14 protein-coding genes and 1 riboswitch are annotated in these 16,134 nt (G+C 40.7%); of the genes, 7 read left to right on the forward strand and 7 right to left on the reverse strand.

The annotated features are described in order from the left end of the window. Window positions 1–5 precede the first annotated feature (5 nt). The 4 genes from MLE14_RS07815 to MLE14_RS07830 form a co-directional block, all read right to left on the reverse strand. Window positions 6–788 carry an AIR synthase related protein gene (locus MLE14_RS07815; RefSeq protein WP_243297803.1) on the reverse strand — a complete coding sequence of 261 codons (783 nt, stop codon included), beginning with the start codon at window positions 786–788 and terminating at the stop codon, window positions 6–8. 20 nt (window positions 789–808) lie between these two features. Next, complete coding sequence (locus MLE14_RS07820; RefSeq protein WP_243297804.1) at window positions 809–1,327, reverse strand: ECF transporter S component; 519 nt, start codon at window positions 1,325–1,327, stop codon at window positions 809–811. A gap of 23 nt (window positions 1,328–1,350) precedes the next feature. Then, the gene (locus MLE14_RS07825) at window positions 1,351–2,112 is read right to left on the reverse strand and encodes a GntR family transcriptional regulator (protein WP_243297805.1); all 762 of its coding nucleotides are present in this window, start codon (window positions 2,110–2,112) and stop codon (window positions 1,351–1,353) included. 154 nt (window positions 2,113–2,266) lie between these two features. Next, window positions 2,267–3,316 (reverse strand): NAD(P)/FAD-dependent oxidoreductase, encoded by a 1,050-nt coding sequence (locus MLE14_RS07830; RefSeq protein WP_243297806.1) that lies wholly within the window; start codon window positions 3,314–3,316, stop codon window positions 2,267–2,269. Between the two features lie 234 nt (window positions 3,317–3,550). Between MLE14_RS07830 and MLE14_RS07835 the strand changes: the two genes are divergently transcribed. From MLE14_RS07835 to MLE14_RS07865, 6 genes are all read left to right on the forward strand, one after another. Continuing rightward, window positions 3,551–4,396: an ABC transporter ATP-binding protein gene (locus tag MLE14_RS07835; RefSeq protein WP_243297807.1), complete on the forward strand. Its 846-nt coding sequence runs from the start codon at window positions 3,551–3,553 to the stop codon at window positions 4,394–4,396. Beyond that, complete coding sequence (locus tag MLE14_RS07840) at window positions 4,347–5,282, forward strand: iron-hydroxamate ABC transporter substrate-binding protein (RefSeq protein ID WP_243297808.1); 936 nt, start codon at window positions 4,347–4,349, stop codon at window positions 5,280–5,282. The genes MLE14_RS07835 and MLE14_RS07840 overlap by 50 nt, the downstream gene beginning before the upstream one ends. Before the next feature lie 67 nt (window positions 5,283–5,349). After that, window positions 5,350–6,351 carry a FecCD family ABC transporter permease gene (locus MLE14_RS07845; RefSeq protein ID WP_390628456.1) on the forward strand — a complete coding sequence of 334 codons (1,002 nt, stop codon included), beginning with the start codon at window positions 5,350–5,352 and terminating at the stop codon, window positions 6,349–6,351. Further along, complete coding sequence (locus MLE14_RS07850; RefSeq protein ID WP_243297809.1) at window positions 6,348–7,358, forward strand: FecCD family ABC transporter permease; 1,011 nt, start codon at window positions 6,348–6,350, stop codon at window positions 7,356–7,358. Before MLE14_RS07845 ends, MLE14_RS07850 begins: the two co-directional genes overlap by 4 nt. A 394-nt stretch (window positions 7,359–7,752) precedes the next feature. Further along, complete coding sequence (locus MLE14_RS22440) at window positions 7,753–8,529, forward strand: REP-associated tyrosine transposase (RefSeq protein ID WP_390628459.1); 777 nt, start codon at window positions 7,753–7,755, stop codon at window positions 8,527–8,529. A 252-nt stretch (window positions 8,530–8,781) separates the two neighbouring features. Next, entirely contained in the window at window positions 8,782–9,384 is a 603-nt protein-coding gene (locus tag MLE14_RS07865) for a class I SAM-dependent methyltransferase (RefSeq protein WP_243297810.1), read from the forward strand. Window positions 9,385–9,533: 149 nt separating this feature from the next. On the opposite strand, the gene MLE14_RS07870 is transcribed toward MLE14_RS07865, so the two are convergent. The 3 genes from MLE14_RS07870 to ascB form a co-directional block, all read right to left on the reverse strand. Next, window positions 9,534–11,417 (reverse strand): PTS beta-glucoside transporter subunit IIBCA, encoded by a 1,884-nt coding sequence (locus MLE14_RS07870; RefSeq protein WP_243297811.1) that lies wholly within the window; start codon window positions 11,415–11,417, stop codon window positions 9,534–9,536. 214 nt (window positions 11,418–11,631) lie between these two features. Further along, window positions 11,632–12,465 carry a BglG family transcription antiterminator LicT gene (gene licT / locus MLE14_RS07875; RefSeq protein ID WP_243297812.1) on the reverse strand — a complete coding sequence of 278 codons (834 nt, stop codon included), beginning with the start codon at window positions 12,463–12,465 and terminating at the stop codon, window positions 11,632–11,634. 291 nt (window positions 12,466–12,756) lie between these two features. Next, the gene (ascB, locus tag MLE14_RS07880; RefSeq protein WP_243297813.1) at window positions 12,757–14,193 is read right to left on the reverse strand and encodes a 6-phospho-beta-glucosidase; all 1,437 of its coding nucleotides are present in this window, start codon (window positions 14,191–14,193) and stop codon (window positions 12,757–12,759) included. 398 nt (window positions 14,194–14,591) lie between these two features. Here ascB and MLE14_RS07885 point away from each other — a divergent pair, with 398 nt between their 5' ends. After that, entirely contained in the window at window positions 14,592–15,632 is a 1,041-nt protein-coding gene (locus MLE14_RS07885) for a lactonase family protein (protein WP_243297814.1), read from the forward strand. 208 nt (window positions 15,633–15,840) lie between these two features. Then, a riboswitch (SAM riboswitch) is annotated at window positions 15,841–15,949 on the forward strand. Window positions 15,950–16,134: the final 185 nt, after the last annotated feature.

A 16,134-nucleotide genomic window follows, 5' to 3' on the forward strand; every position in this document is an offset into this window, starting at 1 on the left:
GTCGATTATTCCTTCCCCAACTGACCTATTATAAAGATTGGTGTTTGTATAACCATGATTAAATCTCTTATTTTTTCTAGAGGAATTGATAATAAAACACAAGTAGAGGGACCGGCAGATTGGTTCATGTTTATTCCTGGATTTTGGATAGGCTTGTAAACTAAGGAGCTACTTTTCGCCATTTGGTTGGCTTCATGCAAAACGCCCTTAGAACCTACAGGTAAAATGTCATGAACATAAGGCAGTCTCCTGATTTTCAATAATTCTCTTAAAGAAATAATTTCTGGGTCATCTATACGAACCTCATATTTTGGTCCGCTTTTAGGGATTCCGACACACACAAGATGATCACCAGGGACTGAGGAGCCTACATGGAATTGATTTTTATCTGCCAAACCTAAAATAGTTACTCCAATCCCTGTTTGTACCGTCGGAACATTGTCTTCTGTACTGCCGGTCACTTGGATGTCTTCCAGAATTCCAGCTTCACGAACGTATTTCTTAATGGCGGCTATTACTTTTTCGCCGGAACCATCCATTTCAAATGATAAGCAATCAATGATGAGGAAGGGAGAAGCCCCGCTTGAGATGATCTCAAAGAGCGGGACTCTCGTAGCGAATTGAGCAATGGTTTCCTCATCAACCTTCACAACATCCTGTGGCTTATTGCCAATACCTCCATCAGAATCACAAGCTATCACAATGTATTGGTGATCATTGATAGCTATTAAGGTTAAATCCCGTATTTTTCGCAGTTGTTTTACCGGATCATCAATGTAAGAAACCATGTTCATACCCCCTCCGCCATCTAAATGATGTTACTCTTTTTCACAATTTTATAAGCCAGTGCTGCAACGATTACATTCACAGCCGAACCAACTAAAAGTGGTACCACCATGGCAACAAACATTCCCGTACCGCCAATCGGAATCAGAAGAGCTGCTGAAACGGCACCATTGCACAGTATAGCCACGACAACGCCAACCCAGAGATTTACTTTCGTGGCAACAAACCAGAAAATAAGTGCCCATACTACCATTTGTAGGGCTACATACAAGTGCAACGGTAATCCTAAAGGAAAACCAGTAGTTGCAGCGGTAAACAAATGTCCAAGCCCCGCGACAATTCCGCCGTCAAGCGGTCCAAAAGCTACTGCAGTAAAAAAGCCTGCTGCTGCATCCAAGGCAACTGTTCCCGTTGGAGATGGAATCTTAATAAAAGCACCGACAGCACTTAACGCTATTAATATTGCAATACGTGCGACACGTTTTGGTGTCCAAAATCCCTTCTTAATTTTTACTGACTCATTGCGACCTAACTCCGCCATCCCACATACCCCCAATAATTTATTTAATAACTAAGTTCATTCGTAAAGACGAATTTATCTCCTCTTAGGATCGTCTCTACGTACTCAATCGGAGTTTCATACTCCTTAACGAAACTCAATCTCGATACATGAAAACAGGCCGCCTCCGGAAGACACTGTAAATACGGTGCAATCGAACGAGGCATAACGATCGCTTGGATATTCTCAATACCATGTGACATAGTAAGCTTATATTTTTCTTGTAATAAATCGTATAAAGACCAATGATTCAGATTTTCATGTAACAAGCTCTCTAAAAGCGGGAAGGGCAAATATGAATTTTGGTAAGCGATTGGTTCCTCATCAACATACCGGATCCTTCTAATTTGAAGCGCTTTCATTTTGCCGGATAACTGAAGCTTGTTAAAAATTTCTTCATCTGGCTGAACCACATCAACTCCTATCAATTTAGTACTCGTGGATTTCCCCATTAAGGCGAGTTCCCCTGAGAAACTTTGTATCGTTCGAAGCCTGCCCTTTAACCGTAATGTTTTCACAAATGTACCGGATCCAGACTGTCTCTCAAGAAACCCTTCCCGAACTAGCTCATCTAAAGCCTGGCGTACCGTCATCCGACTTACTTCAAAAATTTCACACAGCTCACTTTCAGTCGGCAAAACCTCATTTTCCCTTACTAGACCTTGTTCAATAATAGACCGAATTGAACTGCGGATTTTTAAATACTTTGGCACCTTAGACTCACTGTTATAATTCAACCGCAACGCTTCTTTAACACTCTGTGACATCACACCTATCCCCCAAAAATCTATATGTCTAGACATATTCTAAATTACATGGAATATTCAGTCAATAAAAAATTTTCCGATACGTAGGTACGAAACGGAGGGACGGTTCTTTTGTTTCATCTTATTTCTGAAACAAAAGAACCGTCCCTATGTTTCACCCCAACATTCTTCTCACGATTTCCCGATTTCGCTGATCAAACATTTCATTGTGAGAGGAAACCATGGCATATGCCGTTGCATCAGGCTGGATGTATTGTTTGGCTTTGTTTACGGCATTGGCTGCATCTTGGAAGGCACCGGCAATTAAATTTAGTTTACCGTCGAACTTTAATATGTCGCCAGCTGCAAACAGGCCCTCTACAGAAGTCTCACTCATCGCATTTCCAGCTATGTAGAAGTCTTCAATCATTTCAATATTTAACTCGCTATTATTAAGGAGGGAGGCATCTTGTTCAAATCCGTGATTCACCAAGACTTCATCTGCGGCTAAATGGAAAACTTCGCCTGAAGCATGATTGGTTAATTCGACTTGATCTATTAAATCTCCATTCTCTGTCGTTAACAATCTTGTTATGGATGTGTTAAAAAAGCATTCAGCTGAACTATTTAATAGCTGCGTAACCTGCGATTCATGTCCAGATAAAGTGGCCCTCCGGTGTGTAACGTATACTTTTTTAGCTACTGGCTCTAACGCATTGGCCCAGTCAACCGCACTATTTCCTCCACCCGAAACGATGACGACCTTATCCTTAAAGTATTGTAATGATTTCACCGTGTAGTGTAAGTTTGAAACCTTTTCGAGACTCTGTCCTTCGATATCAAGCTTTTGTGGTTTCAAAATACCGCTTCCCACTGCAACAATAACGGTTTTAGAAACGTGTATCTGCCCAGATGATCCTCGTAAAACAAACAGGCCATTTTCGTTGCGTGAAATCGTATTAATCTTTTCGTTTAGGACAACTTCTGGCTGAAAGGTTAGACCCTGTTCCACTAACTGTTCTATTAATCTGGCACCTGTGATGGGTGTTTGCCCCCCAACGTCCCAAATCATTTTTTCTGGATAAATATGCAGTTTACCCCCTAATTGTGGCTGGGCATCTATAATTTTGGTTTTCATTTCGCGAAGACCACTATAAAAAGCAGAGTAAAGACCAGCTGGACCTCCGCCAATAACCGTTACATCAAAACATTCAGCTTTTTGCATCCTTCTCACTCCTCGAAACGGGGGGACGGTTCTTCTGTTTTATTCTTATTGTTGAAACGGAAGAACCGTCCCTATGTTTCATCCCTATGTTTCTTCTTCTGAAACACAAGAACCGTCCCCGTGTTTCAAATCCTTATTGACAATGATTCTCAATTACTTTATATTGTCATTGTAACCTGTAATGATAATGATTATCAATATCATTCTTAAATTTTTTATGGGAGGCTCGGTATGATGGCTCGTCTATATACAGAGGACCTTAATATAAGCTATGGAGATCGCTTAATCGTCCGGGATATGAGTATCGAAATTCCAGACAAAAAGATTACTACAATTATAGGTTCCAATGGCTGTGGAAAATCGACTCTATTAAAAGCGCTGACTCGCATTATTCCTTATCAGTCGGGGGCAGTCATCCTTGACGGTCGCAGTATCTCTCGGGAGAGTACCAGAGCTTTGGCTAAAAAAATCGCCATCCTGCCGCAGACACCCGAAAGTGCCACCGGGCTTACAGCAGGGGAGTTAGTATCCTACGGACGATATCCTTACCAGAAGGGATTTGGGCGCTTAACCAGTAAGGATATGGAAGTGATTAACTGGGCATTGGAAGTCACGGGGACTTCAGAGTTTAAATATCAATCGGTGGATGCCTTATCGGGTGGTCAGCGACAACGTGTTTGGATTGCTATGTCCCTCGCACAAGAGACTGACATGATTTTTCTGGATGAACCGACGACTTATTTAGATATGGCCCATCAGCTTGAAGTCCTTGAACTTTTACAAAAGCTAAATAGGGAACAGGGGCGTACGATTGTCATGGTACTTCACGACCTAAACCAGGCGGCACGATTCGCCGATTACATAATTGCTTTAAAAGATGGCCAGATCGTTAAAGCGGGAGCTAGTGAAGAGGTCATTACACGAGATGTATTACGAACTGTATTTCAAATCGACGCTGAAATCGGAAGAGATCCCCGAACTCAAAAGCCTATGTGTATAACATACAACCTTTTAAAAGGAGGAAACGAATATGAAAAAACTGCAAATTACGATTCTGTTCTTGTTGGCTCTCACTCTTAGCGCTTGTGGCTCAACAGCCCAACAGTCAGAGAAAACAGATCAAAATGCTTTTAACAGCAATACTAAATCTTCTGAATCTGACACGTTTATCTATCAATCAGAAAACGGTCCGGTAGAAGTTCCGACAAACCCGCAGCGTGTCATTGTACTTTCGACTTTTGCAGGGAATGTTTTATCTCTAGATGTCCCTCTTGTTGGGGTTGATTCTTGGTCTAAAATGAATCCGCGCTATCCGTTAGAGGGAGTGGAAGAGGTCACAGATGAAAGCCTGGAAAAAATCATTGAACTGGAGCCAGACCTTATTATTGGGCTTTCTAATACAAAAAACATTGATAAATTAAAAGAAATTGCTCCGGTTGTTACCTTTACTTATGGAAAATTAGATTATTTATCACAGCATTTAGAGATTGGAAAGCTTTTAAATAAGGAAGAAGAAGCTCAGAAGTGGATTGATGATTTTAAAAAACGTGCAAAGGAAGCCGGAGAGGAAATTAAAAAGAAAATCGGTGAGGATGCAACTGTGACGGTGATTGAAAACTTTGATAAAGAGCTTTATGTTTTTGGTAATAACTGGGGACGCGGAACGGAGATTCTCTATCAGGAAATGGGATTGAATATGCCAGAAAAAGTGAAAGAAACCGCATTAGAGCCAGGCTATTATCAATTATCTTTAGAAGTGCTTCCAGAGTTTGTCGGAGATTATCTTGTCGTGAGTAAAACGGAGGATAAGCAAAGTTCATTTATGGAGTCCGAAACGTTTAAAAATATTCCGGCTGTAAAAAATGGCCAAGTGTTTGTTGCCAATGCAAACGAATTTTACTTTAATGACCCTATTACTCTAGAATATCAGCTCGACTTTTTTAAGCAGTCGTTCCTTGGAAAGTAATAGCTTAGAGGAATTTCTTTCAAAAGGAATTCCTCTTCTAATATCTAAAAAGATTGGTTGATTGGTGATGAACAGAAGGAAAATGTCATTTTTTTATAAATTTATCGTTTGCTTCCTGCTTTTTATAGTGACCTTCTTTATTTCGATGGTTTTTGGAGCGGCCGATACCAGTGTAAAAGAAGTGTGGCTCGCTATCGCATCTGATGTAAAAACAGATACGATTGTCATGATTCGGGAAATCCGATTGCCGCGCGAAGTAGGGGCAATATTTGTCGGGGCGGGCCTATCAGTAGCTGGTGCCATCATGCAGGGATTAACAAGAAATCCTTTAGCCGACCCTGGCTTGCTCGGTTTAACAGCAGGAGCGAACGCAGCCCTAGCTGTAACGATTGCCTTGATTCCTGGAGCCAACTACTTTGCAATCATGATTGCCTGTTTTATAGGAGCGGCTATTGGTGCGATTATGGTTGTTAGTATTGGCGCCTTTACAAAAGGAGGATTTTCACCGCTTCGAATCGTCCTAGCTGGAGCTGCCGTTTCTGCATTTCTTTATGCTATTGCAGAAGGAGTCGGAATTTATTTCAAAATTTCAAAGGAAGTGTCCATGTGGAGTGCCGGCGGGATTATTGGCACTACATGGAATCAGCTTGGGATTGTAGTTCCTTTTATTGTTGCAGGCATTGTGATTTCACTTTTCCTCTCGAGACACCTTACCATTCTTAGCTTAAATGAGGAGCTTGCGATTGGATTGGGTCAAAAAATTACCCAGATTAAATACGCTTTGTTTGTGATTGTCATCATATTGGCAGGGGCCTCGGTCGCATTAGTTGGAAATCTTGCGTTTATCGGATTGATGATTCCTCATATTGTACGGGCAATGGTCGGAACCGATTACCGCGCTGTTTTGCCAATGTCAGCACTATTAGGAGCTGCATTTATGCTGATTGCGGATACGCTTGGACGCAATCTGAATGCTCCTTTTGAAACCCCGGTTCCAGCGATTGTAGCCATGTTGGGACTTCCTTTCTTTTTATTCATTGTCCGTAAAGGAGGGAAGGCATTCTCATGATTCATCCTAGTTTAGTAAAAAAACAGCGCATACTCATGCTCGGGTTTTTAGTACTGATTGTGATGACAGCGGTTATTAGCTTGTCGATCGGATACGCTTCTCTATCATTCGACCGGCTGTTCCCGACCATTCTGGGGGAGGGCACCTTCAAAGAGGAATTCGTTTTATTTTCGATCCGTTTACCGCGAATTTTGATTACATTGCTAGCCGGTATGGCTCTTGCTGTATCGGGTGCTATTCTTCAGGGCGTTACTCGAAATGACTTAGCAGATCCGGGAATTATCGGAATCAACTCTGGTGCTGGAGTCGCGATTGCCGTATTCTTTTTGTATTTCCCAATCGATGCTGGCACGTTTATTTATTTGCTTCCCGTTGTGGCTTTTGCGGGAGCGCTTTTGATAGCATGTCTGATCTTTTTATTTTCGTATAGCAAGCGGGTCGGTTTTCAGCCAGTCAAGTTGATTTTAGTTGGAGTCGGGTTCTCGATGGCGATGTCCGGAACGATGGTAATCCTGATCTCATCTTCGGAGCGGGAAAAAGTTGATTTTATTTCAAAATGGTTAGCAGGAAGTATCTGGGGGACAGATTGGCCGTTTATTCTGGCATTACTTCCGTGGCTGGTTATTCTTATTCCATTTACCCTATTGAAGGCACAACAATTAAATCTATTAAGCTTGCAAGAGGAAACGGCGATTGGTGTTGGCGTCTCGATTGGAAAAGAGCGGTTTGTCCTTCTGTTAGCGGCCGTAGCTCTAGCAGCCGCAGCCGTTTCCGTTACCGGAGGCATCGCTTTCATCGGACTCATGGCACCACATCTAGCCAAAGCCCTAGTAGGCCGGCGAAACCAACTGTATCTGCCCATTGCCATCCTGCTTGGCGGCTGGCTCCTACTGTTGGCCGACACCATCGGCCGCAACCTCGCAGACCCAGAAGGAATAGCAGCCGGAATCATGACCGCCCTCATCGGCGCCCCGTATTTCATTTATTTGCTGCTAAAACTTAAGTGAAACGGAGGGACGGTTCTTGTGTTTCATCCTCTCGTCTGAAACACAAGAACCGTCCCTATGTTTTATGTTGAAAAATATGGAATCTAGTTTAAGATATAAGTAGGGGACGGTTGACCAGAAACCTTGTAGAAAGGATGATGCAATCCATATCTCCATTCAGTCATTACGAATATCCGCTTGTAACTTGCCCCATTAAGAGTAATTTCCTTTATCGAATACCTTCTATATTATGTAAAAAACTTCACTTACAAAATTCCAATCGACTGTTTCAGCTCTTTTAAAGGTAAAGAATGTTCAGTTCTTCTGTTTTATTATGAAACACAAGAACCGTCCCCATGTTTCACCCATGTTTCCCCATGTTTCACAAATACCCAATCAGAATAGTGGTGATAGAATGCCCCGGATTCCCAGGGTCAAGAGTAATAGTGGTATATATCATATCATGCTGAGAGGTGCTAATAGGCAGGAGATATTTCACGATGATTATGATCGTAGTAGGTTTCTAGATGTTGTCGCAAAATATAAAACGCAATCTGAAATGATTATTTATGCCTGGTGTTTGATGAGTAATCATGTACACTTGCTTGTAAAAGAGGGGAATGAAGATATTTCAGTTACGATGAAGCGAATAGGTGTGAGCTTTGTTTGGTACTATAACAGCAAGTACCATACGAATGGACACCTGTTTCAAGATCGTTTCAGGAGTGAGAATGTGGAAACATATCCATATTTATTGAGAGTGATAAGATATATTCACCAAAATCCAGTGAAAGCAGGGATAGTGGAAAGGGTGGATGCCTGGAAATGGAGCAGCTGTCGTGGCTACTACGGAAAAAGTCTTGTTTCGGAGAATTTGCTGGATCAACAATATATCCTACGTCACTTCTCTGACAATCTATTCATTGCAAAAGAAAGATTCAAAGAATTTAATGAGATTCTAGATAACGATAGCTTTTTGGATGAGCGGGCAAGCCGGAAGAGATTAACAGATCAAGAAGCGGGAATGGAAATCAAAAAATTACTAGGCATTATGGAAATAGCACAAGTAAAGAGTCTACCTAAAACAGAACGAACCAAAGTGCTACGAACAATAAAAGAACTCAATGGACTATCACTTCGCCAGGCCTCCAGAATTCTAGGTGTTTCCCCCTCGCTTATTAATAGGGCATGAAACGGAGGGAAACGGAGGGACGGTTCTTCTGTTTCACATTCCATCCCCCTTTTTTAAACGTATCTTTGTTTTCCTGCCGAAGGGTGAAAACCGTCCCTCTGTTAAATAAACAAAGAAAAGACCTATGCCAAAGAATATAATAAGATAAAGACATTATAAGGCGGGGTAAATAACTGAATCATCTGCACGGCAGTTTTTTGAAACGTAAGAACCGTCCCTTTGTTTCAAATTTGGATAAAAGGTTGTGGGTAAATGGCTAATGACAAGTTGATTCGAGTTTTTGATAAACAGGCGAGGATTTATGAGAGAAGAAGAAAACAGCGATCGGAAAAGAAATTTCGAGAAAGGTTGATTCCTTTTGCAAGAGGTAAAGTATTAGAGGTAGCCGTTGGTGCAGGAGCAAACTTTCCTTTTTACCCTAAGGGGGTTGAGGTTACAGCGGTTGATTTTAGTGAAGAAATGCTAAAGAAAGCAAAGGAAGCAGCCTATGAAGAAGGGGTCTCAGCGACTTTCATCCATTCCGACGTCGAAACTTTCTCATTTCCGGACCAGTCTTTTGATACCGTGATCTCAACCTTATCCATGTGCGGATACGTGAATCCGATTAAAATGCTAGATTCCTTTAGTAAATGGTGCAAACCAGACGGACAAATACTGCTGCTCGAACATGGGATTAGTTCTAATCGACTCCTTGGTTATCTGCAAAACCTTTTAAATCCATTAAACAGGAAGATGGTAGGATGTCATCTTAACCGTGATATGGTGCACATCATTAAGCAATCGAATATAGAAATAGAAAAAATAGAACACCATTTGTTCGGCACTGTACATTTGGTTTGGGCAAAACCGAGGTGAAACAGAGGGACGGTTCTCCTGTTCAGCCAACCGTCTGAAACAGGAGAACCGTCTATTTTCACCATGAACTAAGTGAAAAAACCAACTCCAAGCTTAGGAGTTGGTTTTTTCTATGGCGATTGAAACACAAGAACCGTCCCCATGTTTCACTATCCTGCTATTTTATCGGTGTCACTTAGTACGTTGAGGCTTAGTAATGCGTCTTGTTGGTTGACGGATTCTTTTTTAGTTGCTGCGATTTCTGTATAGCTGGATGAGTTGGTTACGATAATTGGGGTTACGACTTGATAACCAGCTTCTTTAATTTTATCGATATCAAACTCTAAAAGAAGGTCGCCAACCGCAACACGGTCGCCCTGTTGGACGTGAGAAGTAAAGTACTGCCCATCTAATTGTACCGTATCAATCCCGACATGGATTAAAATTTCAGCACCGCTGTCGGAAACGAGACCTATGGCATGCTTTGTTTTAAAAGCAACAGTTACGGTTCCATTGACAGGGGATACCACTCTTCCTGATGTTGGTTCGATGGCAATCCCTTTACCCATTGCCTCGGACGAAAAGGCTGGGTCCGGCACATTAGACAATGCTGTTACTTTACCATCTAGCGGGCTAAATACTTCTTCATCTGATTTTTCAGTTGTTTCATTTGATTCATCGTCTGTTTCTGCTTCTTCAACTGGATCTTCAAATCCTAAAATATACGTTAAAACGGCTGATACGATAAACGCTGCCACAATCCCTAAGATAAGACCCGGGAATCCTTGGCCTCCAGGACCATAGAAGATTGGTAGAGTTAATAGTCCAGGTGCTCCAGAAGCGAATGCTTGCGTTCCAGCCTGGCCAATGATGGCACCACCAACAGCACCCCCAATAATTCCTGCGATAAATGGCCGTTTCAATCGTAATGTGACACCGTATACAGCTGGCTCTGTAATGCCGAATAATGCTGTAATCGTTGTAGATCCTGCTAATGCTTTGAGCTTTTTATTCTTTGTTTTCAAAAATACGCCAAATGCTGCGCCCGTTTGTGCAAATACGGAAGCGGTAGTGGCTGGTTTGACTCCATCTCTGCCATATACCGCCACGTTGTTAATAAATACTGGAATTAGCCCCCAGTGAACACCAAAAATCACAAGTAACTGCCAGCTCGCACCCAGAATGGCACCAGCTAATAATGGACTCCAGCTAAATACTGCAACTAATCCATCCGCAATCGCATTACCTACGTTGACTCCAATGGGTCCAAATACTATTAAAGTAAGAGGCAGAATGATTACAAGAGAGATTAATGGGGTTAAGAAGTTTTTCACACTATCATGAATGAACCGATTACAAACCTTTTCAAGTTTACTCATGGCAATAACAGCTAAAATAATCGGGATAACAGTTGATGAATAGCTCATCAATGTGACTGGAATCCCAAAGAAATCAGTTTCAACACCATCTGTTCTTAAAGTGATGATAGAGGGATACAATAGCGCCCCTGCGATAGTTAGAGCTGTGAACACATTTGCTTCAAACTTTCTAGCCGTTGTAACTGCTAAAAGAAGAGGCAAGAAGTAGAATAAGCTATCTGCCGTAGCCGCCAATATGATATAGGTCGTACTTGCTGGATCTAACCAGCCGAAGTTCGTTGCAATAAGTAATAGACCTTTCAGGATACCGGCCCCAGCCATTACACCTAGTAAAGGAGCAAAAATACTCGAGATGACGTCAATTGTACGCCCAACGATATTTCCCTTTTTCCCTTGATTGGATGTATCTTTAGCTTTATTTTCACTCAAAATATTCGATACTTTTCCAATGGCATTGTACACTTCAGGAACTGTATTCCCAATAACCACTTGGAATTGCCCGCCACTCTCTTTAACCGTGATAACGCCTTCTGTATTTTCTAATTTCCCTTTGTTCGCCTTCGACGTATCTTTTAAAACAAATCGAAGTCGTGTGGCACAGTGTACTAATGATGTGACGTTTTTCTCTCCGCCTACTAGTTCTATGATTTCTTTTGCTAATTTTTCGTAGCTCACGACTACACCCCCAGGTTTCTATATATTTTTGGCAAATAAAAAACCTAAGCCAGGAAAAATAGCAGAACGGAAATCTCCCGCTACTTTTCTTGACTTAGGTTTTGCCTGCATAACCAGTAACAATCCTAAGATTGAACGTTATTCTATTTTCTATACCACTATCATATACTTTTTTCGATAAATGTCAACGTTTTCAATTCAGATAAATTTTCATTTATTGTCTATTGACGACCCTTTCAATATGAATCGTTAAATAGAGCATTTCTTCATTCGTTAATTCATGATTGTACTGATGTTTAATAAAATTTTTAATCTTCTCTGTACATTGGGCCGCTTCTTTGTGCTTTTGCTTGATCATGATATATAAATAGTCATCGTCGTTCTCGTAATGAGTTCCTTTAAACACACGTTGAGCAAAAAATTTTAAATGGGTAATAAAACGAAAATAGTTTAAAGATTCCTCATCAAACTCTACATTAAAGTGATATTTAACAATATTAATGATCTGTTGAATGAATTTAGTAATATTTAGCGTAGTTGTTACATCTTCATTCATTTCAGCATTAATGATATGAATAGCAATAAAGCCTGCTTCATCCTCTGGAAGAGATACATTGAATTTCTGATTGATTCTCTCAATAGCTTTTAGCCCAATAGTAAATTCTTCTTTGTATAATTGTTTAATCTCCCATAACAATGCATTCTTTATTACTGCCCCTTTTTGATGCCTTTCTAAAGCAAAATTAATATGGTCGGTGAGGGAAACATATATATTTTCATTCAATTTTTTCCCTAAATTGGTTTTTGCATCATCAATAATGGCTTCTACTTCACTCATTAATTCAATGGGGACTTCCCTAAGCAGCATTTTAAAATTATCAGAGGTCTGCTTATCCTTTAAGGCAAAGATTTTTTCAATTTTTTCTTTTTCTATTTCTTCACCTTTCTTTTTTTGAAATGCTATTCCTCTTCCCATAACAACTAGCTCATGGCCATCCTCTTGGATGACGCTAATCACATTATTGTTAAGGACTTTATCTATTTTCATCAAATTGACCCTCCTTCCTCAACATCTTGCATCCTATAAAATATAAATAACCTAAGCCACGTCAAAAAAAGATCCAAAAAGATCTCCATTATAAGCGACTTAGGTTTTGCCTGAAAAATCAGTAACAATCCTACTTATTTACTATAAATTTTTACTATAGTATAACTTTACTCCTTATATCTGTCAACGCTTACAACTTGAAACAGGGGGACGGTTCTCCTGTTTCATTAAGATATAGAGGGACGGTTTTCCTGTTTCATTGAAACAGGAGAACCGTCCCTGTGTTTCCTCTTAATCTAGGTTTTTCCCGTTTGACTCTATGACTTGTTTATACCAATAAAAGCTCTTCTTTTTAATTCTTTTTAGTGTACCTTTTCCTTCATTGTCTCGATCGACATAGATATAGCCATAGCGTTTTTTCATTTCGCCTGTTGAGGCACTGACGATATCAATCGGGCCCCAGCTTGTATAGCCAATAATCTCAACCCCATCTTGGATCGCCTCGCCCATTTCAGCGATATGCTGTCTTAAGTAATCAATTCTATAATCGTCATGAATCTCACCATCTGGTGATATGGTATCAACGGCTCCTAGTCCGTTTTCAACTACAAATAACGGTTTTTGATAACGATCATATAATTGGTTTGCCGTAATCCGGAACCCTTTTGGATCGATTGTCCAGCCCCATTCTGATTTAGAAAGGTAGGGGTTCGAGACAGAACCAAATACGTTACCGCTGGTTGAATTTTTAATCACTTCAGGATCGGTGCTGGTTGTTCGGCTAGAATAGTAGCTAAACCCAATATAATCAACGGTATGATCTTTTAATATTTTTTCATCATCTGGCTCCATCTCTATGGTTATATCGTTCTCTTTAAAAAAGCGTCTGGAATAGGCAGGGTATTCTCCGCGAGATTGAACATCAATAAAGAAGAAGGACTCGCGGTCTTTTTCCATCGCATGGAATACATCTTCAGGATTACATGTATATGGATAGAACATACCTGCTGCAAGCATACAGCCGATTTTGGCATCTGGAATGATTTCATGACAGGCTTTTACAGCTAACGCACTCGCAACCAATTGATGATGTGCCGCCTGATACTGAATTTGTTTTCGATTCGCTCCTTCTTCAAAAACAAGACCTGCACCTAGAAAAGGTAGGTGGAGCAGCATATTAATTTCATTAAAGGTCATCCAGTATTTGACTTTATCTTTATAACGGGTTAGTACAGTTTGTGCATACGTTTCAAAGTAGTCAACAAGCTTTCTATTTCTCCAGCTTCCGTACTTCTCGATTAGGTTTACTGGTACATCGAAATGGGCAAGTGTCACAACTGGCTGTATATTATGCTTGAGTAATTCATCGAATAGATCGTCGTAAAACTGTAATCCAGCTTCGTTCGGAGAGGCATCGTCTCCATTAGGGAAAATCCGTGCCCATGCAATCGAAACACGAAGGGCTTTAAAACCCATTTCGGCAAATAATGCTATGTCTTCTTTATATCGTTGATAGAAATCAATCGCTTCATGAGACGGATAAAACTCACCATCCAGCGGTTGAAAAGAAGGGACATTTCCTTTCATGATATCCCTTCGATTTGGACCTGTTGGCAATAAATCAACGATGGATAAGCCTTTGCCGTCTGCTAAATAAGCACCCTCAGCCTGATTCGCAGCAATCGCGCCTCCCCATAGAAAATTCTCGGGAAATGAATAGTTTTTCATAGCATAAACTCCTTTTTCATTATCTAAAATACCAATACCAATATAGTGCTTAGTAACCAACACTATTCTTTGCAAATAAAAAACCTGATCCAATATGAACACACACCTATAGTGCCCTCAAATTGAATCAGGTTATGCCCAAACGGTAACATCCCTAATTATCCATATTCAAATACACTACTAATCTATCAAGACTCATTCGCATTGTCAAACGTGAAACAGAGGGACGGTTCTTCTGTTTCATTCTAGGATGAAACACGGGGACGGTTCTCCTGTTTCACTTCAGGGCAGAAAAGGTAAAGAAAAACCAGGGAGATATGGCGGGAAAAGTTCTTTTGTTTCTTTTATAGACGAAATGGTATGATATCAACTAGAAAAAATCGATAAGGAGCGATACCATGACAAAATTTTTTGGATATGTTGGAACGTATACAAAAGAGGAAAGTGAAGGAGTCTATCAGTTTACGCTTGATACAGAGAAACATGAAATTACCGGTGTAAAATTAGCTGCTAAGTTAGACAACCCTACCTATTTAACGGTGAGTAATGACAAAAAGAATCTGTATGCCGTATCCAAAGAGGGAGAGAAAGGTGGAGTTACAGCTTTTACAATAAGTCCTGAATCCGGTGAGCTGACAAAATTAAACAGCCAAGCCTCTGAAGGAGCTCCACCGTGTCATGTTAGTGTAAATCGTAACCGCACCCAAGTGGTAACCGCCAATTATCATACAACGAAAATTGAATCTTATTTGACGAATCCAGATGGATCACTCAATCCCGCGACATCTGTATTAGAGCATCAAGGCTCTGGTCCGCATGAAAGACAGGAAAAACCACATATGCATTTTGCTGGATTTACTCCAGATGAAAGGTATGTAATTGCGGTTGACCTAGGAAGTGATCGTGTTTATACATACTCTGCGGATAAAGGGAAATTAGAGGAAGCCAAAGTTTTTGAAACAAAGCCAGGAAGCGGGCCAAGACATATTGTGTTTCATCCCAATGGAAAATTTGCTTACGTCATGACGGAGCTAAGCTCAGAAGTCATTGCGCTTCATTATAACGAAGAAGATGGAAGCTTTAGAGCGCAGCAGTACATCTCCGCTATTCCAGAAGACTTTGAAGGGGAAAATGACGGCAGTGCCATCCATATTTCCTCTGACGGGAAATTTGTTTATGCCGGAAATCGCGGACATAATACCATCGCCGTATTTGAGGTCAATCAGGAATCGGGTGAACTAGGCTTGGTGGAATGGACATCAACAGAAGGGAACTGGCCACGGGACTTCGTTCTAGATCCTACAGAAGAATTTCTCATTGCTACCAACCAAAAATCAAATTCCATGACCTTATTTAGCAGAGACAAATCCACGGGCAAGTTAGCTTTACTCCAATCTGGAGTCAAAGTACCAGAGCCCGTTTGTGTCAAATTTTTGTGAAACGGAGGTTGAAACGGAGGGACGGTTCTCCTGTTTCACTAAATAGAATGAAACAAAGGGACGGTTCTCCTGTTTCAGTCTAACATTTTGAAACGCAAGAACCGTCCCCCTGTTTCACCCCCAATGAAACGCAAGAACCGTCCCCGTGTTTCAAATAAACGATTGACGGTTATGTGATTTTTATTTACTATTAAATAAACTTTATATTGACTTATCAAGAGTGGTGGAGGGAATGGCCCTGTGAAGCCCAGCAACCCATCTTTATGATGAAGGTGCTAAGTCCAGCAGAATCACAAAGGGATTCTGAAAGATAAGGTATAGTAAATCAACCTATCTTTTAGATAGGTTTTTTTTGTATTTTCATGTAAATCTGTAACGGGTTTATTCAGATAAGAATAGCTATGCTTATAGTGAAAAAAGCAGTCCCTTAGTGCGAAGCTGTATCTGGATTAGGGGTTCGATATAACGTTTAAGAGACTGAATTTTTAAAATCTTACTTATT

It is taken from the genome of Bacillus litorisediminis, assembly GCF_022808645.1.
GTDB classification, from domain to species: Bacteria; Bacillota; Bacilli; order Bacillales; family JC228; genus Bacillus_BF; species Bacillus_BF litorisediminis.

Excerpts from the sequence above, each read along its gene's own strand:
- MLE14_RS07815 (WP_243297803.1), bottom strand. The coding sequence starts at position 788 with ATGGTTTCTTACATTGATGATCCGGTAAAACAACTGCGAAAAATACGG.
- MLE14_RS07820 (WP_243297804.1), bottom strand. The coding sequence starts at position 1,327 with ATGGCGGAGTTAGGTCGCAATGAGTCAGTAAAAATTAAGAAGGGATTT.
- MLE14_RS07825 (WP_243297805.1), bottom strand. The coding sequence starts at position 2,112 with ATGTCACAGAGTGTTAAAGAAGCGTTGCGGTTGAATTATAACAGTGAG.
- MLE14_RS07830 (WP_243297806.1), bottom strand. The coding sequence starts at position 3,316 with ATGCAAAAAGCTGAATGTTTTGATGTAACGGTTATTGGCGGAGGTCCA.
- MLE14_RS07835 (WP_243297807.1), top strand. The coding sequence starts at position 3,551 with ATGGCTCGTCTATATACAGAGGACCTTAATATAAGCTATGGAGATCGC.
- MLE14_RS07840 (WP_243297808.1), top strand. The coding sequence starts at position 4,347 with ATGAAAAAACTGCAAATTACGATTCTGTTCTTGTTGGCTCTCACTCTT.
- MLE14_RS07845 (WP_390628456.1), top strand. The coding sequence starts at position 5,350 with ATGAACAGAAGGAAAATGTCATTTTTTTATAAATTTATCGTTTGCTTC.
- MLE14_RS07850 (WP_243297809.1), top strand. The coding sequence starts at position 6,348 with ATGATTCATCCTAGTTTAGTAAAAAAACAGCGCATACTCATGCTCGGG.
- MLE14_RS22440 (WP_390628459.1), top strand. The coding sequence starts at position 7,753 with ATGCCCCGGATTCCCAGGGTCAAGAGTAATAGTGGTATATATCATATC.
- MLE14_RS07865 (WP_243297810.1), top strand. The coding sequence starts at position 8,782 with ATGGCTAATGACAAGTTGATTCGAGTTTTTGATAAACAGGCGAGGATT.
- licT (WP_243297812.1), bottom strand. The coding sequence starts at position 12,465 with ATGAAAATAGATAAAGTCCTTAACAATAATGTGATTAGCGTCATCCAA.
- ascB (WP_243297813.1), bottom strand. The coding sequence starts at position 14,193 with ATGAAAAACTATTCATTTCCCGAGAATTTTCTATGGGGAGGCGCGATT.
- MLE14_RS07885 (WP_243297814.1), top strand. The coding sequence starts at position 14,592 with ATGACAAAATTTTTTGGATATGTTGGAACGTATACAAAAGAGGAAAGT.